Genomic DNA, 20,371 nt, shown 5'->3' on the forward strand with positions numbered 1-20,371 from the left:
TCTTGATTTAAGAGGCGTTCATGTGATATTCCAGCCTGAGTTTATCTGCGATCAGCGCAATGAATTCAGAATTTGTCGGCTTCCCTTTGCCGGCACTGATCGTATATCCGAACATCTCTTCCAGCAGCTCGATCTTTCCTCTGCTCCATGCCACTTCAATGGCGTGGCGGATAGCTCTTTCCACACTGCTGGAAGTAGTTTTATATTTCTGTGCAATCGTTGGGTATAGCAGCTTTGTTATGTAGTTCATCATGTTGACGTCATGGATCGCCATGATGATGCCTTCCCTAATGTACTGGTATCCTTTGATATGAGCAGGAATCCCCAGATCTCTGATGATCTTTGTCACATCTTTCTGGATATCATATTCTGTAAACGTTTTTTTGACCGGCTCGCTTTTCACCTCAAATGTCTTTTGGTAGTTATTATTTACTCTTTTCATTCTCATCATCTGATTGATCCTGTCCATTAAGACATTCGTATGAAACGGCTTCATCATACAGTAGTCGACACCCATAAGGCTGATACACTCGATCAGTCTCTGATTGCCGATGGAGGTAATTGCAATAAAAGAAGGTATCTTGTCGTCGTCCATCGTCCCGTTACACTGTTCAATCACACCCAGTCCGTCTAAAACCGGAAGGACAATATCGATCACTACCACATCGGGCTCATTTTCCTTAATCAGCTTTACTGCGGAAGCACCGTCATAAGCCACTCCCACTACCTGCATTTCATTTTCCATTTCTCTGCAAAGTTCCTTAGCCTCATTTTGACTGCTGACGGCGATCAAAATTTTTCGTTTATCATACATTATGTATACCTCTCCATCCAAATCTAACCATTCTAAGAGAGAAATATATCAAGCATATTCCCCTTTGTCAATCGCATAATCAAACAATATTTACTATCTTCCATCATTTTCAGACATTTTTTGCGACACGATTCGATCTCCGTATTCAAGTCTGATTTTATCTGCAATCAGTGCAATAAATTCTGAATTTGTCGGTTTGCCTTTCCCTGCATGGACTGTATATCCGAACAGAGCATCGATCGTATCCATTTTTCCGCGTCCCCAGGCTACCTCGATGGCATGGCGGATCGCCCGTTCCACTCTACTAGATGTAGTACCAAACTGTTTGGCAATTGTTGGATATAGTTGTTTCGTTATGGAGTTCAGAATATCCATGTCGTAGATGGCCAGCATGATTGAATCTCTCAAATATTGATAGCCCTTAATGTGAGCCGGCACACCTATTTCATGGATAATGTTTGTGATAATGATCTCCAGCTGGTTCTTATTCAGACCTTCCTGCTCCTTTAATGCGACAAAAGGCTTCTGTACTTTTTTGTCTAATTTTGCTTGTTTTATTTTTCGGATTACCATTTCCGAATCAAATGGTTTGAGGATAAAGTAAGATGCACCCAACTCCATCGCTTCTTCGGCAACACTTTCCTGACCCATGGCAGTCACCATAATCACCGTCGGCTGTTTTTCCAGTCTCTCATCGCGAAGCTTTTCCAACACCCCGATTCCATCAAGCTTCGGCATGATAATATCCAAAAGAACAACGTCCGGCTTTTTCTCTTTGATAATCTCCACGGCAGCTTCCCCGTTGCCGGCACTTCCGATGACCTCAATCTCCTGATCTAAGTTTAAAAGCTGAGTCATCATACTGACCATTTTCTGATTATCATCCGCGATTGCCACATTAATTTTGCTCATGTTAAGTCCTCCGATTCTGTTTTTATTTACAATATAATTATATATTTTTGCAAACTTTACAAACACCCCTTATCCTTCGCAAGTTTTTTGTAAATAACAGCAAAATCATCTTATTTAGAGGAATTCAGCATGTTTTCAATGAAGGTTGCGTACCCTTTTGTCGAATCATCCACAAACACATGGGTTACCGCACCTATAATGTGGTTATTCTGAATGATAGGAGTCCCGCTCATTCCCTGAACGATACCATTCGTCAGCCTTAACAGTTTTGGATCTGTAATCTCAATCTCCATCCCTTTCAACACATCATGGTTGGATTGATCCACACTTTTGATCTCAATGTCATAGGTCTCTCTCCTGCCGCTGATGCAGCTTATGATCTGCGCTTTACCTTTCTTCACTGATTGTTTATAGCCGATTCGGTAAGCCTTGTCTTTCTTATCCGACTGAGTCGTACCGTAAATACCGTATTTGGTATTCTTGCGGATGGTTCCCAGAAGATTTGCCTCCTTGTAAAAAATGCTTCCGACTATTTCTCCAGGAGATCCAGATTTCCCCTTCTGAATTGTGTCAATCTGCGGAGACAGCAGGTATCCGCCCTTGATGTCCATCAGCTTTCCGGTATCCATATCACAGATACCGTGTCCTAATCCTCCGAATTCGTTTCCGGCCACATAAGTCATAGTTCCAATGCCCTGTGTATTATCCCTGACCCAGGCGCCGATCTTGTACTGGCTGTCTGTGACAGACTGAACAGGCTTGACTTTAATCTTTGTTTTTTTATGGTTCCGGATCACTTCCAGGGTGACTTCCTTTCCGTTGCATTCGTTGATCTTTTTCATAAAATCAACCTTCGTTTCAACCTTTGAACCATTCACTGACAGAATATAGTCACCCTGATATAGTTTATTGGAGCTTGGGGAATGGTTTCCTCCGTCCACTCCGGTGATCATATCTGTTTCCAGCACAAGGATCCCATTGGTCTCTACATAGATGCCGACAATCTTTCCGCTGGGCACCAGTGTTTTTTGTTTGACGACATTCACCTTAATGTCCTTTAAAGGTATGGCGCCGAACAGCTTTGCTTTGATCTCATCCTGCCCCACCGAATCTTTGGTTAGCACGAACGGCCGGTTCAGTTTGATCTTCTGATCCTTGACAGTCCCGACGGCCGGCACGTCATACTTTAAACAGGCTTTTTCTCCCATGGTCAGCTCAATAGAATTGGGCAGTACATTTCTGCAGTATTTGAAATATACGGCACAGATTCCTACGATGTTTATGACAAACAGAGCAATGAGAAGTTTGCGGTAGTAGTATTTTCTCATGGTTTCCTCCTAAACAGATTAAATCATAAATGATTTAAAAAAGGACGTACGCTTTTATGCGATACATCCTTTTTATTATGTCTGAAACCTAAGAAAAGCACTCAGTATAATTTTGCGTCATTTGCTAAACTTTTCATTTCTTCTGAATTTTTTAAGACGGCCTCCGTAATGTCGTCGCCGTTGATCATACGGCTTAATTCCCTGAGAGAATCCGCCTCTGTGAGCTTTTGTATGGTCGTTGTCGTCTTCTTTTTATCTGCACGTTTTTCAATATAGTAGTGTGAATCTGCCATGGCCGCAATCTGGGGAAGATGAGTGATCGCCAGTACCTGATGGTCTTTTGCGATGACAGCCATTTTCCTGGCAACCTTGTTGGCTGTCTCACCGCTGATTCCCGTGTCGATTTCGTCAAAAATCAACGTTCCTACACGGTCCACATCCGCGAGGACAGATTTCACGGCAAGCATGATCCTGGAAAGTTCTCCGCCGGATGCCACATCCGCGATAGGCCTCACCGGAAGTCCCGGATTTGTGGAAATCATGAAGGATACCTTATCGATCCCATCGGCATGAACTCCTTCGGCCCCCGATACCTGAATCTGAAAGCGGACAGAGAGAAAATTAAGCTCCGAGAGCGCCTTAAAAATCTGCTGTTCCAATATTTTTGCGGCTTTTTTCCGCTCTTTTGAAAGCTTTTGGGCCGCCTGATAAAATGCCTTTTCGGCTTTGGCTATGTTCTCCATGAGACATTCTTTTTCTTCCTCATAGTGTTCATAAGTTATAAGTTTCTCCTCAGCATGCTGCCGGTAGTTTATGACATCCTGAATGGTCCTTCCATACTTGTCTTTCAGTCCGTTAATGAGGTTTAATCTGTCTTCTGTCTTCGAGAACTCCTGAGGGTCATATTCCATCGACGATATATATTCTGAGACCTGCTGGTTAAACCCATTAATAATATCTTCTGCCTGAAGAAGCTGCTCGTAGGAATCTGTCAGCCCGGAATCCAGGTTCACGATCCCCTGAAGCTCTTTTAAGGCACTTGAAAGCAGAGTTCCTACGGAAACCTCGGCTTCGTTTCCGGTACATTCATAAGCCTTTTTTACGCCCTCCATAATCTCCTGGCTGTGGATCATTTTTTGATAAGCGTCTTCCAGAAGTTCATCTTCATTTTTTACGAGATGTGCTTCCTCTATTTCCTGGATCTCGTGTTTTAAAAAGCTTATCTCCCGGAGTCTCTGGGCTTCATCTGTTTCAAAATCTCCTCTTCGGTTCAGAAGTTTCTGCAGTGCCTCAAATGTTCTCTTTGTGTCTTTCCTATATTGTTTCCCATTTTGGCTTAAAAAATGGTCTAAAATTGATTTGTGATTTTTTTCATTTAAAAGGGACTGGTGTTCCTGCTGCCCATGAAGGTTCATGAGCCTATCTGAAACCTCCTGAAGGGTCTTTAACGTCACCGTACAGTCATTGATGCGGTTTACATTCCGCTTCTCCGATATCACCCTCCTGACCAGGATCATGCCGTCCTCTGCGGGAAGGTCCCTTTGTTTCAAATCGTTTAAAATTTCTTCATCTTCCGTGTAAAATAAAAGTTCAATCAGTGCCTCATTGCTCCCCGGCCTGATCATATCCCTCGAAACCTTTTTCCCCAGGGCACTTTCAATAGAGCCGATAATGATCGACTTCCCCGCCCCCGTCTCACCGGTCAGTATGTTTAAGTGCTCGTCAAAATGGATCTCGATCTCATCAATCAAAGCTAAATTTTTTACATGCAGACTCTGTAACATAATTCACCTACTTATCACTTGTGCTCTCCATCATCAGACGGATCTCCCTGATGACGTCATCGCCCTTTTCCTGCTCTCTTACGGCACAAAAAATCGTGTCGTCTCCGGCGATGGACCCCATGAGTCCGGGAAGATCCAGATCATCCAGCGCTGCGGCACAGGCCATTGCCATGCCTGAAGCCGTCTTGATGACCAGCAGATTGCCGGATGTCTCCATGGAAACAATAGCGTCATTTAAAATTCTCTGATAGGACTTTGCCACTTCTTTTTCCCTGGCACTCAAAAGCCCGTATGCCTGCCTTCCGTCCGGCAGAGGAATCTTCGTAAGCTCCAGTTCCCTGATATCCCTGGAAACCGTCGCCTGGGTCGTACTGAATCCCTGGCCATTCAGCAGGCTGGTCAGTTCTTCCTGTGTCTCGACCGGCTGCTTTGCGATCAGTTCGATGATCGCCTGCTGTCTCTTTTTTTTCATGCTTTCCCACCAACTTTCACCCGAAGCGTATGATAAAAACTATTTTCCTGCACCTTGACAACCTTAGCAACTTTCCGGGACTTATGAATCTTTATGATATCTCCCGGATTCAGGCGCTCCGCCACCTGGCCGTCGAAAGTTACAAGCGCTTCCTCAAGCTGAGTTTTTCTGACCTTCTGGATATGGATCTCAATGGTATCCCACTCGCCGAGGACAATGCTCTTTGCCTGGAGAGAATGGGGACAGACCGGTGTGATCAGAATGACATTTGCCTCCGGATTGACAATCGGGCCTCCTGCCGAGAGATTATATCCCGTGGACCCGGTAGGGGTTGAGATGATGACTCCGTCTGCCGCATACACATCTAATAATTCTCCGTTGACAATGATCTTAAATGAAATGATCCGTGAAAAACCGCTTCTCGTAATGACGATGTCGTTGAGGGCAGACAGCCGATAGCATGAGATGTCCCGGTGGTAAATACATCCCTCCAGCATCATCCTCTCCTCGATATGAAAATGGTCATTGAGCAGATCATCGATCCCCTCCGACAGATGAGACATTTCAATCTCCGTTAAAAATCCCAGGGTGCCCAGATTCACTCCCACCACCGGGAGGTCATGAGGTGCTATGAGGCGGGATGCATGCAGCATCGTCCCGTCTCCGCCGAGTACAATGACACATTCCACTTCCCCGGGAATATTGGAATAGGACTGGGTATCTTCCGTAAAATCTTTTCTCAAAAAAGCGGCTCCGCCTTTTGACTCAATGTACTCCCTTATCTTGTTGGATATGGAAAATCCCGGGTCTTTCACTTCATTGGTCATAATCAAAAAATTCTTCATCGTCTTCCTTCTTCTGCTATTTTGCCCTCTCCAGATCACCGTGAGATGCCGCTACCACTTTCGGTATCTCGTCTCTCAGGTTGTTCTCGTGCTGCTTTTCTTCGGTCTTCTTCATATGAAGAAGATATTCGATGTTTCCCTCCGGACCTTTGATCGGAGAGTAATCAAGATGTAACAGTTCAAATCCATTGCTGCTGGCAAAATCCGTGATTTTTTCTATGACTTCCTCGTGGACGGCCGGATCTCTCACAACGCCTTTTTTCCCGACTTTTTCTCTGCCTGCTTCAAACTGCGGTTTGATCAGAGCGGTTACTTCCCCTCCGTTTTCCAAAATTCCATAGACGGCGGGAAGAATTTTGGTCAGGGAGATAAAAGACACATCGATGGAGACAAAACCCGCTGGCTCCTCTATGTCTTCCGGTGTCACATAGCGCATGTTTGTTCTCTCCATGCACACGACCCTCTCGTCATTTCTCAGGCCCCAGTCCAGCTGTCCATGCCCCACGTCTACGGAATATACCTTTTTGGCACCGTTTAAGAGCATGCAGTGAGTAAAACCTCCAGTAGACGCTCCAACATCCATGCATACCCTGTCCGTAAGCTGAATATCGAACTGTTTCATTGCCTTTTCGAGCTTCAGTCCTCCTCGGCTGACATACTTTAAGGTCTTTCCTTTTATTTCGATGGGAAGTTCTTCTTTGACCATAGTGCCGGCCTTGTCTTCCCTCTGTCCGTCTACAAAAACTACACCCGACATGATGATCGCCTTTGCTTTTTCCCTGGATGCCGCCAGCCCCTTTTTCACCAGCAGGACATCTAATCGTTCTTTCATGCTTTATCTCCAATCCAACCTTTGATTTTTTCTGTCATCGTATCACTGTCGATGCCAAGCATTTTCCTGAGCTGAGTTACAGAACCATGCTCCACAAATCGGTCGTCAATTCCGATATTCCGGACCCTGCCCTTGTAATCATGATTTGCCAGAATCTGTGTTACCTGCTGTCCGAATCCGCCGTTTAACACGCCCTCTTCCATTGTAACGATCAGGCGGTGTTCCTTTATGAGAGAACAGATCAGTTCTTCATCCAGAGGCTTCACAAACCTTGGATTCACGAGTGTCGGCTTATATCCTTCTTTTACGAGTTTTTCATAGACAATTGCTCCTTCTTCCATCAGATTGCCCAGCGGGAGTAGCGCGATCTCACTGCCTTGTCTGAGAATACTTCCCTTTCCCCTCATGATCGGCGTAAATTCCTCTTCAAACAGTGTGGAAGCAGTTCCTCTCGCGTATTTTACCGCCATGGGACCTTCTCCCTTTGTAAGGGCATAGGTCACCATTTCTTTTAACTCTCTGCCGTTGACCGGTGCCATAACGGTGACATTCGGGATCGACGACAGATAGGAGACATCAAAAATACCCTGATGTGTCTCTCCGTCGGCTCCTACGAGCCCGGAACGGTCTACTCCGATCAGCATCGTCAGTCTTCCGATCGCCGCATCATGAAGAATCTGGTCATAAGCTCTCTGAAGAAATGTGGAATAAACAGCTGCTGCCGGTTTCAGACCTCTGGCTGCCATTCCCGCACAGAACGCAATGGCATGCTGTTCTGCGATACCCACGTCAAAGAACCGTTCCGGAAACTGTTCCTTGAATCGTTCAAGCCCGGTTCCCTCCGGCATCGCAGCCGTGACAGCCGTGATCGTTTCATCCTTTTTTGCAAGTTCCGTCACAGTATCTGCAAAAATATCCGTGTAGGAAGGCCCTCCGGAAGACTGTGCGGACAGATTCTTTCCGGTACGCACAGAGAAAGGCCCGACTCCGTGAAATCTGGCCGGTTCCTTTTCCGCAAAGCGGTAACCCTTTCCCTTCTTTGTGACAACATGAATAATAATCGGCTCATCCAGCTGTTTTGCCCTCTCAAAGGTATCGATCAGGAGAGGTGTATTATGTCCGTCGATAGGGCCGATATAAGTGATCCCCATATCCTCAAACATCATCCCCGGAACGAACAGCTGCTTAATGGAGTCTTTGGAACGTTTCAGACCTTTGGCAATCGGCTCTCCGACTACCGGGATCTGCATCAATGATTTTTCTACGTTTCCCTTAAAATCTACATATTCTTTTTTGGACCGCACTTTATTCAGGTAGCCGGACATACCGCCTACATTTTCGGAGATAGACATCTTGTTGTCATTAAGGATGACGATTAATTTTCTCTTTTCTTCCCGAAGCCTTGCCATGTTGTTCAGCGCTTCATAGGCCATGCCTCCCGAAAGTGCTCCGTCGCCAAGCACTGCCACGATTGTTTCATCTGTGCCTTTTAAATCCCTGGCCTGCGCCAGTCCCAGGGCAACGCCGATGGAGGTTGAACTGTGTCCGCTGTGGAACGCATCGCAGTCACTTTCTGTGGGTTTTGGAAAGCCGCTCATGCCGTGGAACTGCCTCAGCGAAGCAAAGCCGTCTTTTCTGCCCGTCAGGATCTTGTGGATATACGACTGATGCCCTACATCAAATACCAGCTGATCTTTCGGAAAATCCAGAACCGTGTGAAGTGCCATTGTAAGCTCCACTGCCCCCAGATTAGAAGCCAGATGGCCTCCTGTTCTGCTGACATTCATCAGCAGGAATTTCCGGATCTCTTTGGCTAAAATCCGGTAATCTTTTCTGTCTATTTTTTTAATATCATTGGGATGATTGATCTGTTCTAACATGTCTACTCCTTTGGCAGTCCTTTTTATACATACTTCTTGAAATCTAGTAGGTTCTGTGAATCAAGTATTCTGCCAGACCTGTGAGATAACCGTCAGATGTATCATAGGTTCTCAGAATCTCCACTGCCTCCAGCGAGATCCTCTCTACATCCTTCCCGGCCTGTTCCAATCCTTTGATCGAGACATATGTGGTCTTCTGATTTTTCTCATCGCTTCCCACCGGTTTGCCGATGACTTCCTGCTGTCCTGTGATATCAAGGATGTCATCCTGGATCTGAAAGGCAAGACCGATCTTCCGTCCGCATTGTTCCATGGCTTTTACATCTTCCTGTGATGCACCGGCAAGCACCGCCCCGATCATCATGCACGCTTCAATCAAGGCAGACGTTTTGTTGTGGTGAATAAACATGATCTGCTCCATCGTAAGCGCAGTGCCCTCCAGTTCCACGTCTGCCACCTGTCCTCCGATCATGCCGTAGATACCCGGTTTCCGGGCAAGAATCCGGATGGCCTCTGCCACTTTTGGAAGGTCTGCATCCTCTAAAACAAACGCAGCCGAAACAGTCTCAAATGCATAGTTGAGCAGGGCATCTCCCGCAAGGATCGCCATATCCTCTCCGTAGACGATATGACAGGTTTTCTGTCCCCTTCTGTAGTCGTCGTTATCCAGAGCAGGAAGATCGTCATGGATCAGGGAATAGGTATGGATCATCTCAATCGCAGCCATAAAGGGTTCAATAACTTTTCCCTTTCCCCCGAACATCTTGTAGGTTTCTTCCATCAGCATTGGTCTCAGCCGTTTCCCTCCGGCTTTCACCGTTGTGTTCATCGCCTTGAGCACTGTTTTCTGAAAGCCTTCCGGTTTCGGAAGATAATAATCCAGTATTCCTTCAATATGACTTATACGCTTTTTAAGCTCCTGATCAAACTCATTCATTGTTCTCTCCGTTTTGTTCTAAAATAATCAGCTCTTTTTCCACCTGGTCCAGAGAATCCTTACATTCTTTTAAAGTCGAAACCCCTTTTGTATAAAGTTCTACCGCGTCGGCAAGCTTTACGTCCTCCTGCTCTAAATTCTTTAATATATCGTCTAACTGGCTGAATCCTTCATCAATATTAAACTTCTTTTTTTCCATAAGTTACAACCTGATTTCCTTTCCAAAAATATCTTCTTAATTATATCATATTTGATTTGAATTGAAACCCATGAGTTTTTCTTCACTATCTTCAGTCAGCTTTTGAAATGCTTTCTTCCGATAGTGAAGAAAAACTATTGCACAATGGCGCCTCCTGTTTGAAGCATTCCTTATCCAGTAGATATTACGTCCGACATCTTCATGACTGGAGTGAGGTATTCTACGTACTGAATGGGAATCATTCGGAATCTGTCCTGTTGATCAGGGAACAAAAGAAAAGACAGGATAAATCTCCCCGTCTTCTCATCTTATATATTTTAATAAAAATTTACTGCTTTCCTGTTTCATAATACATTCTGTAAGACAGAAAAACTTTACAACTCTTGTTACTGTTTATCCATTACAACACTTTATGGAAAAGAAGAGTTCTATATTTCAATACAACTCTTGTTACTGTTTATCGTAAAGGAAACGAAAACAAAAGGAGGAAAACAAGAATTTCAATACAACTCTTGTTACTGTTTATCCTGAAAACGGATTTCAGCTTTGTAAATGCTTCATCCATTTCAATACAACTCTTGTTACTGTTTATCCAACGTTTTTATGCCGTTTCTTGTTTTTATTATAGTCAGTTTTCCTGATGAAATCAACGTTTCTTTGATTTTTTCCCAACCGATTGTATAAATTGCTAAATCACCTTTAAAATCTCCTTCTGACTCCCATTTTAAGCGGTTCTTTGACGTTTTTTGAGTTCTTGAGGTTGGGAAAACTAAGCATTTGTGAAAGACAAAGTGGGCAAGCCCTACGGGCAGGATGCACAGCTTCGCGCGCGGAACAAAAGCTGTGCATAGAAAAAATTGGTTCACGAGGTGTGTAAAGCACACTTTTGTTCTTTATTTTTCTCTCGGTATAACTTGTGTTACTTTTGTTTTTATAGATCCGTCGGAGATGGTAATCTGTACTTCATCACCTTTGGATATCTGAGTCGCCGATACAACCGGACGCCCGGATTGATCTGACAAATATCCATATCCGCCGATCAGTTTTGCCGTAGGGGAAAGGCCGTGAAGCCGCTGTGCATATAGTTCAAGGCGATGCTGATAACGGTTCCGCAAAAAATCCATCCTCTTTGTCAGGCGGTCTTCTAATTCTGCAAGCGTCATCCTCTGCTCCTGCAATTGAAGCTTCGGATCAAAACTGCGCAGTTTTCCGCTGTACTGTTCCAGACGGAGTTCATAATTTCTCAGAATATGGCGGATCTGTACAGAAAGACTTCTTTTCCTTGCGTCAATCGCATCCAGCGTCTCCCTTAAATCCGGAACTGCAAGTTCACACGCCGCCGTGGGTGTGGCTGCCCTTAGATCTGCAGCATAATCTGCGATGGTGGTATCCACTTCATGGCCTGTCCCGGAAATAATTGGCGTTTTGGCCGCATAAATGGCCCTGGCGACCATCTCTTCGTTGAATGCCCAAAGATCCTCGATCGATCCGCCTCCGCGGCCGATGATGATCGTATCAACCCCATAACGGTCCAGAGTCTGAATTCCTCTCACGATCGTATCTGCTGCTCCGTCGCCCTGGACCTGTGCCGGATACAGCACGAGTTGTATATATGGATTCCTCCGCTTTGCAACACTCATGATATCGTGGATGGCGGCTCCTGTCTTCGCCGTCACGATGCCGATGGTTTTAGGATTTTGGGGAATGGGCTTTTTCTTTTCGTGATCAAATAAGCCTTCCTTGTAAAGCTTATCTTTCAGCTTCTCAAACTCCACATAGAGCCGTCCGATCCCGTCCAGAGAAATCTCGTTGGCATAAAGCTGATATGTGCCGTTTCTCTCAAACACACTGATGCTTCCCGAAACAATGACCGTCTGACCGTTTTCCATCTCAAAATCCAGCCCGTTTATCCTCTGGTTGGCAAACATCACACAGGAAATCTGACTTTTATCATCCTTCAGTGAAAAGTAGATGTGCCCGGAAGAATGGTATTTGCAGTTTGAGACTTCTCCCTTGATATAAATCCGGTTCAGGGCATAATCGCTCTGAAAGATTCTTTTGATATACGCATTGATCTGCGCTACTGAAAATACTTTATTCATCTAACCAATCTTTCCAAGAACCCCATTGATAAATGAGGCGGCCTTTTCGTTGCAGTAGGTCTTGGAAAGTTCCACTGCCTCGTTGATCGCCACTTTATCCGGAATATCCTCATCAAACATTATTTCATAAACTGCAATTCTCAAAATCGTAAGCTCGGCTTTTCCAAGTCTCCTGATATCCCAGCCTTTGCTGTTTTCATTGATCCTTTGGTCGATTTCTTCAAGACGGGAAAGCATATCGAGAGTCCTTGTCTTTATGTAGTCTTTCTCTTTGTTCCTGAAAAAATCATTATTTGCGAAATACAGGTCCGCCTGCGCTTCAAACTCCTCGCTTGTGTGAAAATCGATGGAAAAGCACAGACGGAACATCTGCTCTCTTAATTTACTCCTTGTCATCATACGGTCCTTTCTCTACACAGTAAGAACGGAACTGCTTTTCACAGCTCCGCATCTTTTGATTATTCTTCTTCCAGCGCTACGCCGGCAATTCTTACGTTGACTTCGTCGATGGTCAGGCCTGTCATATTTTCTATGGCTGTCTTGACCTTCTCCTGCACTTTCTTTGAAATCTGTGCAATGCTGACCCCATAATCCAGTTCGATGGCCAGATCGACACTGACATGGCTTCCCTCCACGTTGACGCGGACACCTTTGGAAAGCTTCTTCATGCCCAGCTTGCTCACAAGCTCGTTGGTGATATTGCCGCACATGCCTGCCACGCCTTTGACTTCTGTCGCCGCAAGACCCGCGATGATCGCGATCACTTCGTCCGCGATCTTCACTTCTCCGAGCAGCCCTTTTTCCTGAATCTTGTAACCACTACTTTTATTCTCCATAAAAAGCCTCCTGCTGATTGCTTCTAAAAACTTTTTCTTCTGTTTTATAATTCTTCATATACAGTATGTTAATTATACCAAAACTTATCGATGTTATGCAAGAAAAAAGAAAGTGTGCAAATCCCTGTCCCCGGAATTTACACACAAAGCCTTTAATCTTCTGTTTTTATCGATGTGATCACGACATTTTCCAGCTTGCATCCCGTCTTTCTCGTAACGATATCTTCAATCTGGCTTCTCTCCACTTTGGAGACATCTTTCAGGTTCACCAGGACATCCACGTTTCCGTTTTGAATGGTCACGATGGAATTTAAAAATCCCTTGGCGCCCAGAAGGTTTTCGGTAGCCGTCTCCATCTCCATCTGTTCTGCCAGGGTAGCAAGCTTATCCACCGCATCCTGTTTGACACTGTCCTTGACTGTCTTGTCTTTGATGATTTCTTCCAAAGTGTCCTTTGCCTTGCTGTGGGTCTGTTCTCTCTCAAGCTTCGCCTTTGCCACGTAATTTCCCACCTGGGCGTTAGTGAGCACTGCTTCCCCCACATCCGTGATGTCATCTTTTGCCTGACTCTGGGAGGCATTTTTTGCCGTGTTGCTTACAGTCTTTGCTTTGTCCTTTGTTGTAGTAATGTACTGACCCGTATAATTTACATAGCCCGCGACCGCTATAATAACAGCCAGAGTTGTGATGATTAACTGATTTTTTTTCACGATTTTCTTCATTTCCTAGTCCTCCATTTTTAACACCTTTATTTTATAAGATGAAATGTGAAACAACACACTCACCGCATCGACGATATTCTGGTTGACAATATCGCTTCCTCCGCCTTGTGCGACCACTACAACTCCTTCCACTTCAGGTTCTACTTCCTTCACTATGTAAGGGACCTTCTCCCCGTTTTTATCAATCAAAACGGTCTCCTCATCTTCCTTCACCGTTTTTTCGTCCTTTTTTGTGCTCTCTTCATAAGGTGTATCCTTGTTGACGACCGACTCCTTTGAAGATTTCAGAGTGATCATCACTTTTACTTTTCCCACGCCTTCCACATTTTTCAACGCTGCTACAAGCCTTTGTTCCTGCTTTTTGACATAGGCATCCGTGGATGACACGCCCTCATTGCTTTCTGAGTCTTTGGTGCTTTTGGTCGTTTTCTTCCCTGATGAAGGAAAAGAAAATACGATCAAGGCAATACCAAGAACAAAGATCAAAACAATTTTCTTTGTGCCCAGAGATTCAATTTTTTGGATCAGTTCATTTTTGTCCATCATACATTTCCTACTCACTTATATTGATATGACTCTCATCTACATTATAGAAGTTCAAAAGTATTGTTTTTACTTTCTTTGCTTCGGATTCTTCATCTCCAACCTTCACGGAAATCTCATCGATCTCCGGATCATCCTTTGTATTATCCGTATCTACTTCCACTTCTTTTGCCTGGATCTTATAGGATTGAAGGATTTTTTTTATTTTCTTCTCTTCGCGGCTTTTATAAGTCTCAAGAGCCTGGCTCCTGAAAGAAGCTTCTGTGCTGTCAGCATTCACATTGGAAAATACCGCCAGGTCTTCCGGTCCTATATTCATAACATAGGCAATCGGTCTCATCATCAGGGCCAGAAGCATAAAACCGGTCACCAGTCGGATGTAGGGCTTGTATTTATCCCCCTGGCAAAGCTGGCCTACCAGTGTCATAAGAATCAGAAAAAAAACAATCGCTTTAATATACTGCATATGCCGTCACCCCGTATAGTAATTAATATTTGTGGAAAAGGCTACGATGGCGATGGACAGAATAAACAAAATACTCAGAGTAAACACTGTCCTGAGCAGCAGTTTTCCGCTCTTGATCACCGCATCCAGAGACCCTGTGATCCGTTTGTCTGAGACCGGCTGAAGCAGAATTCCTGTCCCAATATAAGAGAGAAGAATTCCGCCGATCTGCATCAGCGGAACAAGAATAATGACACAGAGAACAAAAATACCCGCCACTCCGATGCTGTTTTTGATCACGACAGCTGACCCGATCAGAGTCGTTGTCACCGTGCTGACGCCCTGTCCCACCCCAGGAATCATGGACACACCTTTTTTTAAAATACCGTCTTTTACGGAATCTACTGCCGGCAGGAGCATGGCCTGGATCATCTGGATTCCCAGAACCACAGCCAGCAGTGCCTTTAACAGGGCTCTCACTGCCCATTCCAGTGTATCGCAGAGCCTGGAAAGCTTCTCCTCCAGCGAAATGTGATTCACGATCTTTAACACAAACAGGATTTTTACCGCCGGAAAGATCACACTCTGGACCAGAAGAGAAATGATATAGATCACAAACAGATACATCTCATACAGAGCCACCGATGTGGATACTCCCGTGGTTGCCACCACTGCGATAGAGTAAGCCGTAATCAGTCCTTTCATGAAATCAATGAGCGTAGAGATCACCTGATCCGTGATAGAATTTAAAAAGAAAAAAGAATTCGCCATCAGACCGATCAGAATCATGTAAGTGACATAAAAGGCTGTATCTCCTGTATTTCCCTGAAAGAATGCATCGGAAAAATTTTTAAACACTGCTGCGATGATCGCCACTACGATCAGCTGTTTCATAAAATTCTTATTTTCGGACAAAATCAAAAACAGCTGGTCCCCGACACTTTGCCTGACCATGGAAAAAGCGCCTTTTATATTTCCAGTTATCAGCTTTTTCACCAGTTCCTCATAAGAGAAACTGATGTTTGATTTCTCCAATGTCTTCTCCACCTGTTCAAACGAATATTCGCTCAAATCTTCCTCTTCGTTTGCTGACACCTTTGCTGTGAAGATCAGCACAAAGATAAATGCCAGCAAAATGATCCGTTGTCTCATCCCATCAGCCTTTCTAATGTCGTCAGCAGAGATTCCAGGATCGGCAGGCTGACAACCAGTATAGACAGCTTTCCCGCCATCTCCACCTGTTTTGCCATGGTTGCCTGTCCCGCATCTTTGCATATATTTGAGGCAAACTCACACAGAAAAGAAATCCCGACCAGCTTTAAAAGAATTTGTATGTAAGTTCCCGGAATTCCTGAATAAGACTCAATGGCGCCAAGTAAGTCTATGATCTTCCCCATCTCGTCCAATGCATAGATTGCCAGAAACAGGCTGGATACAAGGCCGATCACCAGGCTGTACTCCGGCCTGATGGATTTAATTTTCAACGTAAGTATACTGGCTATGATGCCAAAAAGTGCGATCTTAACCATAGGCCCGCCTCCTAAGATATGGTGAACAGTGTCTGTACACTCTCGAAAAGATCATAGATATAAGGGATTACCCATGACAGTACAAGGATCAGCCCCGCAAGGGTGATCAGAAATGCCTGTTCGTCCCTGCCCGAGTGTTTCAGTACTTGCACCAGGATCGTGACCAGAATTCCCACAGCCGCAATCCGAAAGATAATGTTTACGCTCATAAGATCCTCCTTACAATAAAATAATCACAACGAGAAGTCCAAAGGACAATCCAAGGCTCTGATATAATTTACAGTTCTTGATCACCTGGTCTTTGATCTGATACATTCTCTCCTCGATCTGCTCAATCGTAAAATCAATGGTCTTCACCTGCATGTCCTTGTCCAGATAGCCAATCGTATCTCCCATGGTGATCAATGGCTCCAGCATCTTTTTCTCCAGGACATACGGTATGAGATCCTTCTCGACAGAACTCTTCCACACTTGAGAAAATGTTTCTTCCTGGTAAGAAGAGAGTTTTTTTGATACGTCAGAGAGAAAAACAGAAAACTCGGCATTCATCTTCCCGGCTATGGTGCCGATGGCATCGGGAAGAGGCGTCAGTCCATAGCGGATCTCGCCCTGCAGAAGATATAAAAGCCTTTTTAATTCAATCCCCTGCTCCAGTCTCTTTCTTTCCCTCGACGCCCGGTAAAATCCAAGGATACCGCCGGAAATAATGACTATAGCCGCACCCAGCAGTTTAACCATAAAGCCTCACCCCCTCCTCGTCCAAAATCTCCTTGACGATTCCCGCCTTCCCCTGTTCACTCAGGACAACATAGCGTTTAAAAACTTTTCTTTCGATCATTTCCCCAACATACGGCACTTTTTTCAATTCCTCCATATCTTTGCCGTGGATCGTCGCCATCAAAGTACAGCCGCAGTAAGCACTGTACAGCATAGCGTCCACGTCCTCTTTTTTTCCAATTTCATCTACTGCTATCACATTTGGAGCCATAGAGCGTACAAGCATCATCATTCCTTCCGACTTCGGACATCCGTCCATCACATCTGTGCGGATGCCCACTTTGTTCTGCGGTACTCCCATATAAGAAGCCGCAATCTCACTGCGCTCATCCACCACACCCACAGTCTCGCCGCCGTCGGAAGCCATGCGGATCATATCCCTTAAAAGCGTTGTTTTCCCTCGCCCCGGAGGCGAAATGATCAGCACCGGGAGAAGCTGTCCATCTTTCGTGCAGTGTTCAAATATCCCCTCCGCACAGCCAATGACCTCATGGGCCACACGGATATTCAAAAAAGTGATGTGCTTCATCGTCTTGATCTCGCCGTCCTCAATAGACACTTTTCCTGCGATCCCTACCCGGTGTCCCCCTTTCACGGTCAGAAACCCCTGTCTTAACTGGTCTTCATAGGCATAAAGAGAATAATTGCTGATGTATTCCATCATCTGTTTTAGCTCTTCTCTCGTGAGAACATGTACAAAATGATGGCTGGTCGTAAGCTTCCCTGCAGTGGACAAAAAATATTCTTTATTTTCATAGCGGACGATCACAGGCTGATGGATACGCAGCCGGATTTCCTGAAGTTCTCTCGGCTTGAGACCGCTTTTCTGCATCAGCCCCCGGACAGACTTCGGGAGTATGTGGTAGATCTCACTTGTGTTTTCCATAGGACTCCCCCTTCTTCGTAAAGCTGTATAACCCTAATATATGTACCGCACAAGGTATTTAGAAGCGCAAAAAAGCACCAAGATTAAAAATTGAACCGACCCCCAAAAGTCAGACCAAAAATCTAACGATTGGAGGTCGGTCTTATTATGGCAAAATATAGCCTTTAGCTAAAAAAGAAAGTAGTTGAAGCGGTGTCATCGCGGGGAGGATGACCTGTGTCGTTTTCTCGCCATATTTCTATATATCGTTCTAAGCCTTTTAGAGCTTGATACTTGACCGTAATACAAAAATTCCGGGAAGGAGAATCTCCCTTCCCGGAAAAAACAATAAACTTTCATAAAATAGTTGACAAACCCGTCATAATACTTTCATGATTTTCAAATGGCTGTCTATTTTCAAATATGCACCGGTCAGTTTCTTTACCTCTTCTATCGTTGTTTCCGGAGAGATTTCAACCAGCTTAAATCCGTCTTCCTCCACATCAATGACAGCTAATTCTGTAATAATTCTGCGGACCTTTTTGACCGCAGTCGGCGGCAGCGTCACTTTATCCAGCAGCTTTGGTGTCCCTTTTGCCGTGTGGGTCATGGCAATGATTACTTTTTTTGCTCCTACCACCAGATCCATCGCTCCGCCCATACCGGAAACCATTTTACCCGGTACGATATGGCTTGCCAGTGTTCCTTCTTTATCCACCTGCAAGGCTCCAAGAATCGTTATATCCACATGTCCTCCTCGGATAATCCCGAAGGATGTACTGCTGTCAAAGAAGGAAGCACCTGATTTCACAGAAACATTCTGTCCCCCTGCATTGATAACATCTTTATCTTTTCTTCCTTTCGGTGCTGCGCCTCCCATGCCCAGAATTCCATTTTCGCTCTGCAGCGTAACCTCCAGATCATCTGTAATATAATCAGAAATCATGGTTGGCAGCCCGATCCCTAAATTTACCACATCACCATAGTTTAATTCCTGTGCAGCTCTGCGGGCAATGATTTCTTTTGGATTCATTCTACACCTCCGCATTTTTGTGGTTCCTGTACAATATAATCAACCAAAATTTTAGGTGTCATGACATGATTGGGGTTAATCTCTCCTGCAGATACTATTTTTTCTGCACCTGCAATCACAACCTCTGCTGCCTGTGCCATAAGCGGATTGAAATTCTTTGTGGTTCCATCATAGTAGATATTTCCATCTTCATCTACGACAGATCCTCTGATCAAAGCTACATCTGCCTTTAATGGCAGCTCCAACAAATATTCTTCTCCATGGATATTGACCGTTTCTTTTCCTTCGGCCACTTCCGTCCCGACTCCGGTTGGCGTCAGCACCCCGCCCAAGCCGCTACCACCTGCCCGGATCCGCTCTGCCAGCGTTCCCTGGGGCACCAGTGTGACTTCCAGCGTTCCCTCTGACATTTGTCTTCCCGTTTCAGGATTGGTTCCAATATGAGATGTTATAATTTTTTTCACAAGTCCTGCACTGATCAGTTTCCCGATCCCTGTTTTCTCATTCAACCCGGAATCATTAGAAATGACCGTCAGATTTTTATATCCTTTCTTCACGATTGCATCCATCAGTCTTTCGGGAGTTCCATTTGACAAAAATCCTCCGATCATCAGGACCGATCCATCATGAATGAATTCCATTGCTTTGTCTGCAGTGATTCTTTTTTTCATGGCAATCTCCCCTGAACTTAATTTAAACTCAATATATTTTTTGCATCCTCCGGTGTCGCCACCTGATTCCCAGCTGTTTTAATGATTTTCGCAGCACGCTCCACTAACTGGGCATTTGATCTGGCTAATTCCCCCGGTCCATAGTATACATTATCTTCCATTCCAACTCTGAGATGTCCTCCCATGGCAACCGCAGCCAGCATGATCGGGACATGTTGTTTTCCAATTCCAAGTGCACCCCATGTGCAACCTTTGGGAATCAGATTTTTCAAATACACAAGATTTTCTACGGTTGCGGCGCTGCCCCCTGCTGCTCCCAATACAAATTGATAGTGAGCCGGAGCCTTTAATACACCTTTCTTTAAATAATGTATGGAATTGTAGATCATCCCGGCATCAAAAATCTCGATTTCAGGCTTTACACCGCATTCTTGCATCGTCATTCCTAATTCCTCTAAAAACCTGGGATGGTTAAGAAACAGACTGTTGTGCATCCAGTTCATGGAACCGCAGTCGTACGAAGCCAGATCCGGCTTACAGACCTTAAGATGTGCCTGTCTTGTTTCATCTGTTGCATTCAAATCACCGGATGTAGTGCAGTTTATCAAAATATCGCACTGTTCACGGATATATCCCACGGTTTCTTCAAACCTGGCAGTATCCATTGTTCCCTTACCTTCATCATCTCTCATATGAAGATGGCAGATGGCTGCCCCTGCTTTATAGCACTCATAAACATCATCTGCGATTTCCCTTGGTGTCATGGGAATATTCGGATTATCTTTTTTCGTTGGCCACGCCCCTGTGGTTGCGACCGTGATCATTGTTTTACTCATCCTATCCTC

Annotated in this window: 24 protein-coding genes; all 24 read right to left on the minus strand. The window is 44.8% G+C overall.

The window, feature by feature from the left end:
- Window positions 1–7: 7 nt before the first annotated feature.
- A complete protein-coding gene (gene spo0A, locus QGT46_RS05670; protein WP_024727772.1) occupies window positions 8–814 on the minus strand; it encodes a sporulation transcription factor Spo0A in 807 nt (268 codons plus the stop codon).
- Window positions 815–907: 93 nt separating this feature from the next.
- Window positions 908–1,726 (minus strand): sporulation transcription factor Spo0A, encoded by an 819-nt coding sequence (gene spo0A / locus QGT46_RS05675; RefSeq protein ID WP_022260673.1) that lies wholly within the window; start codon window positions 1,724–1,726, stop codon window positions 908–910.
- Window positions 1,727–1,836: 110 nt separating this feature from the next.
- Window positions 1,837–3,054: a SpoIVB peptidase gene (gene spoIVB / locus QGT46_RS05680; RefSeq protein WP_024727773.1), complete on the minus strand. Its 1,218-nt coding sequence runs from the start codon at window positions 3,052–3,054 to the stop codon at window positions 1,837–1,839.
- A 101-nt stretch (window positions 3,055–3,155) separates the two neighbouring features.
- Window positions 3,156–4,838 carry a DNA repair protein RecN gene (gene recN / locus QGT46_RS05685; RefSeq protein ID WP_148459223.1) on the minus strand — a complete coding sequence of 561 codons (1,683 nt, stop codon included), beginning with the start codon at window positions 4,836–4,838 and terminating at the stop codon, window positions 3,156–3,158.
- 7 nt (window positions 4,839–4,845) lie between these two features.
- Window positions 4,846–5,310, minus strand: a complete 465-nt coding sequence (gene argR, locus QGT46_RS05690) for an arginine repressor (protein WP_024727775.1) — start codon at window positions 5,308–5,310, stop codon at window positions 4,846–4,848.
- The gene (locus QGT46_RS05695) at window positions 5,307–6,155 is read right to left on the minus strand and encodes an NAD(+)/NADH kinase (RefSeq protein WP_148459224.1); all 849 of its coding nucleotides are present in this window, start codon (window positions 6,153–6,155) and stop codon (window positions 5,307–5,309) included. Before QGT46_RS05695 ends, argR begins: the two co-directional genes overlap by 4 nt.
- A 16-nt stretch (window positions 6,156–6,171) precedes the next feature.
- Window positions 6,172–6,987 carry a TlyA family RNA methyltransferase gene (locus QGT46_RS05700; protein WP_024727777.1) on the minus strand — a complete coding sequence of 272 codons (816 nt, stop codon included), beginning with the start codon at window positions 6,985–6,987 and terminating at the stop codon, window positions 6,172–6,174.
- Window positions 6,984–8,867, minus strand: a complete 1,884-nt coding sequence (gene dxs, locus QGT46_RS05705) for a 1-deoxy-D-xylulose-5-phosphate synthase (RefSeq protein ID WP_024727778.1) — start codon at window positions 8,865–8,867, stop codon at window positions 6,984–6,986. Before dxs ends, QGT46_RS05700 begins: the two co-directional genes overlap by 4 nt.
- 43 nt (window positions 8,868–8,910) lie before the next feature.
- Complete coding sequence (locus QGT46_RS05710) at window positions 8,911–9,804, minus strand: polyprenyl synthetase family protein (protein WP_148459226.1); 894 nt, start codon at window positions 9,802–9,804, stop codon at window positions 8,911–8,913.
- Entirely contained in the window at window positions 9,797–10,003 is a 207-nt protein-coding gene (gene xseB, locus QGT46_RS05715; RefSeq protein ID WP_024727780.1) for an exodeoxyribonuclease VII small subunit, read from the minus strand. The genes QGT46_RS05710 and xseB overlap by 8 nt, the downstream gene beginning before the upstream one ends.
- 893 nt (window positions 10,004–10,896) lie before the next feature.
- Window positions 10,897–12,105 (minus strand): exodeoxyribonuclease VII large subunit, encoded by a 1,209-nt coding sequence (gene xseA / locus QGT46_RS05720; RefSeq protein WP_024727781.1) that lies wholly within the window; start codon window positions 12,103–12,105, stop codon window positions 10,897–10,899.
- A complete protein-coding gene (gene nusB / locus QGT46_RS05725; RefSeq protein WP_235824549.1) occupies window positions 12,106–12,504 on the minus strand; it encodes a transcription antitermination factor NusB in 399 nt (132 codons plus the stop codon).
- A 59-nt stretch (window positions 12,505–12,563) separates the two neighbouring features.
- On the minus strand, window positions 12,564–12,941 hold the full coding sequence (locus QGT46_RS05730) for an Asp23/Gls24 family envelope stress response protein (RefSeq protein ID WP_024727783.1): 378 nt from the start codon (window positions 12,939–12,941) through the stop codon (window positions 12,564–12,566).
- A gap of 152 nt (window positions 12,942–13,093) precedes the next feature.
- Window positions 13,094–13,663: a SpoIIIAH-like family protein gene (locus tag QGT46_RS05735; RefSeq protein WP_006567201.1), complete on the minus strand. Its 570-nt coding sequence runs from the start codon at window positions 13,661–13,663 to the stop codon at window positions 13,094–13,096.
- Window positions 13,664–13,666: 3 nt separating this feature from the next.
- A complete protein-coding gene (locus QGT46_RS05740) occupies window positions 13,667–14,209 on the minus strand; it encodes a stage III sporulation protein AG (protein ID WP_148459229.1) in 543 nt (180 codons plus the stop codon).
- A gap of 7 nt (window positions 14,210–14,216) precedes the next feature.
- Window positions 14,217–14,672, minus strand: a complete 456-nt coding sequence (locus QGT46_RS05745; protein ID WP_024727785.1) for a stage III sporulation protein AF — start codon at window positions 14,670–14,672, stop codon at window positions 14,217–14,219.
- A 6-nt stretch (window positions 14,673–14,678) separates the two neighbouring features.
- Window positions 14,679–15,803, minus strand: a complete 1,125-nt coding sequence (locus tag QGT46_RS05750) for a stage III sporulation protein AE (RefSeq protein ID WP_024727786.1) — start codon at window positions 15,801–15,803, stop codon at window positions 14,679–14,681.
- A complete protein-coding gene (locus QGT46_RS05755; protein WP_148459231.1) occupies window positions 15,800–16,180 on the minus strand; it encodes a SpoIIIAC/SpoIIIAD family protein in 381 nt (126 codons plus the stop codon). Before QGT46_RS05755 ends, QGT46_RS05750 begins: the two co-directional genes overlap by 4 nt.
- A gap of 11 nt (window positions 16,181–16,191) precedes the next feature.
- The gene (gene spoIIIAC / locus QGT46_RS05760) at window positions 16,192–16,389 is read right to left on the minus strand and encodes a stage III sporulation protein AC (RefSeq protein WP_006567206.1); all 198 of its coding nucleotides are present in this window, start codon (window positions 16,387–16,389) and stop codon (window positions 16,192–16,194) included.
- A gap of 10 nt (window positions 16,390–16,399) precedes the next feature.
- Complete coding sequence (locus tag QGT46_RS05765) at window positions 16,400–16,918, minus strand: stage III sporulation protein AB (RefSeq protein ID WP_024727788.1); 519 nt, start codon at window positions 16,916–16,918, stop codon at window positions 16,400–16,402.
- Window positions 16,911–17,843 (minus strand): stage III sporulation protein AA, encoded by a 933-nt coding sequence (gene spoIIIAA, locus QGT46_RS05770; protein ID WP_148459233.1) that lies wholly within the window; start codon window positions 17,841–17,843, stop codon window positions 16,911–16,913. The genes QGT46_RS05765 and spoIIIAA overlap by 8 nt, the downstream gene beginning before the upstream one ends.
- A gap of 358 nt (window positions 17,844–18,201) precedes the next feature.
- Entirely contained in the window at window positions 18,202–18,855 is a 654-nt protein-coding gene (locus tag QGT46_RS05775) for a 3-oxoacid CoA-transferase subunit B (protein ID WP_024727790.1), read from the minus strand.
- The gene (locus QGT46_RS05780; protein WP_024727791.1) at window positions 18,852–19,526 is read right to left on the minus strand and encodes a CoA transferase subunit A; all 675 of its coding nucleotides are present in this window, start codon (window positions 19,524–19,526) and stop codon (window positions 18,852–18,854) included. Before QGT46_RS05780 ends, QGT46_RS05775 begins: the two co-directional genes overlap by 4 nt.
- Window positions 19,527–19,543: 17 nt before the next feature.
- Window positions 19,544–20,362, minus strand: coding sequence for a 3-keto-5-aminohexanoate cleavage protein (locus QGT46_RS05785; protein WP_024727792.1), 819 nt, complete (start codon window positions 20,360–20,362; stop codon window positions 19,544–19,546).
- Between the last annotated feature and the right edge of the window lie 9 nt (window positions 20,363–20,371).

Origin of the sequence: Anaerostipes faecis (genome assembly GCF_910574135.1) — a bacterium.
Classification (GTDB): domain Bacteria; phylum Bacillota; class Clostridia; order Lachnospirales; family Lachnospiraceae; genus Anaerostipes; species Anaerostipes hominis.

Bases quoted from the DNA above. Each gene is read 5' to 3' on its own strand.
- spo0A (WP_024727772.1), bottom strand. From the start codon at position 814: ATGTATGATAAACGAAAAATTTTGATCGCCGTCAGCAGTCAAAATGAG.
- spo0A (WP_022260673.1), bottom strand. From the start codon at position 1,726: ATGAGCAAAATTAATGTGGCAATCGCGGATGATAATCAGAAAATGGTC.
- spoIVB (WP_024727773.1), bottom strand. From the start codon at position 3,054: ATGAGAAAATACTACTACCGCAAACTTCTCATTGCTCTGTTTGTCATA.
- recN (WP_148459223.1), bottom strand. From the start codon at position 4,838: ATGTTACAGAGTCTGCATGTAAAAAATTTAGCTTTGATTGATGAGATC.
- argR (WP_024727775.1), bottom strand. From the start codon at position 5,310: ATGAAAAAAAAGAGACAGCAGGCGATCATCGAACTGATCGCAAAGCAG.
- QGT46_RS05695 (WP_148459224.1), bottom strand. From the start codon at position 6,155: ATGAAGAATTTTTTGATTATGACCAATGAAGTGAAAGACCCGGGATTT.
- QGT46_RS05700 (WP_024727777.1), bottom strand. From the start codon at position 6,987: ATGAAAGAACGATTAGATGTCCTGCTGGTGAAAAAGGGGCTGGCGGCA.
- dxs (WP_024727778.1), bottom strand. From the start codon at position 8,867: ATGTTAGAACAGATCAATCATCCCAATGATATTAAAAAAATAGACAGA.
- QGT46_RS05710 (WP_148459226.1), bottom strand. From the start codon at position 9,804: ATGAATGAGTTTGATCAGGAGCTTAAAAAGCGTATAAGTCATATTGAA.
- xseB (WP_024727780.1), bottom strand. From the start codon at position 10,003: ATGGAAAAAAAGAAGTTTAATATTGATGAAGGATTCAGCCAGTTAGAC.
- xseA (WP_024727781.1), bottom strand. From the start codon at position 12,105: ATGAATAAAGTATTTTCAGTAGCGCAGATCAATGCGTATATCAAAAGA.
- nusB (WP_235824549.1), bottom strand. From the start codon at position 12,504: ATGATGACAAGGAGTAAATTAAGAGAGCAGATGTTCCGTCTGTGCTTT.
- QGT46_RS05730 (WP_024727783.1), bottom strand. From the start codon at position 12,941: ATGGAGAATAAAAGTAGTGGTTACAAGATTCAGGAAAAAGGGCTGCTC.
- QGT46_RS05735 (WP_006567201.1), bottom strand. From the start codon at position 13,663: ATGAAGAAAATCGTGAAAAAAAATCAGTTAATCATCACAACTCTGGCT.
- QGT46_RS05740 (WP_148459229.1), bottom strand. From the start codon at position 14,209: ATGATGGACAAAAATGAACTGATCCAAAAAATTGAATCTCTGGGCACA.
- QGT46_RS05745 (WP_024727785.1), bottom strand. From the start codon at position 14,672: ATGCAGTATATTAAAGCGATTGTTTTTTTTCTGATTCTTATGACACTG.
- QGT46_RS05750 (WP_024727786.1), bottom strand. From the start codon at position 15,803: ATGAGACAACGGATCATTTTGCTGGCATTTATCTTTGTGCTGATCTTC.
- QGT46_RS05755 (WP_148459231.1), bottom strand. From the start codon at position 16,180: ATGGTTAAGATCGCACTTTTTGGCATCATAGCCAGTATACTTACGTTG.
- spoIIIAC (WP_006567206.1), bottom strand. From the start codon at position 16,389: ATGAGCGTAAACATTATCTTTCGGATTGCGGCTGTGGGAATTCTGGTC.
- QGT46_RS05765 (WP_024727788.1), bottom strand. From the start codon at position 16,918: ATGGTTAAACTGCTGGGTGCGGCTATAGTCATTATTTCCGGCGGTATC.
- spoIIIAA (WP_148459233.1), bottom strand. From the start codon at position 17,843: ATGGAAAACACAAGTGAGATCTACCACATACTCCCGAAGTCTGTCCGG.
- QGT46_RS05775 (WP_024727790.1), bottom strand. From the start codon at position 18,855: ATGAATCCAAAAGAAATCATTGCCCGCAGAGCTGCACAGGAATTAAAC.
- QGT46_RS05780 (WP_024727791.1), bottom strand. From the start codon at position 19,526: ATGAAAAAAAGAATCACTGCAGACAAAGCAATGGAATTCATTCATGAT.
- QGT46_RS05785 (WP_024727792.1), bottom strand. From the start codon at position 20,362: ATGAGTAAAACAATGATCACGGTCGCAACCACAGGGGCGTGGCCAACG.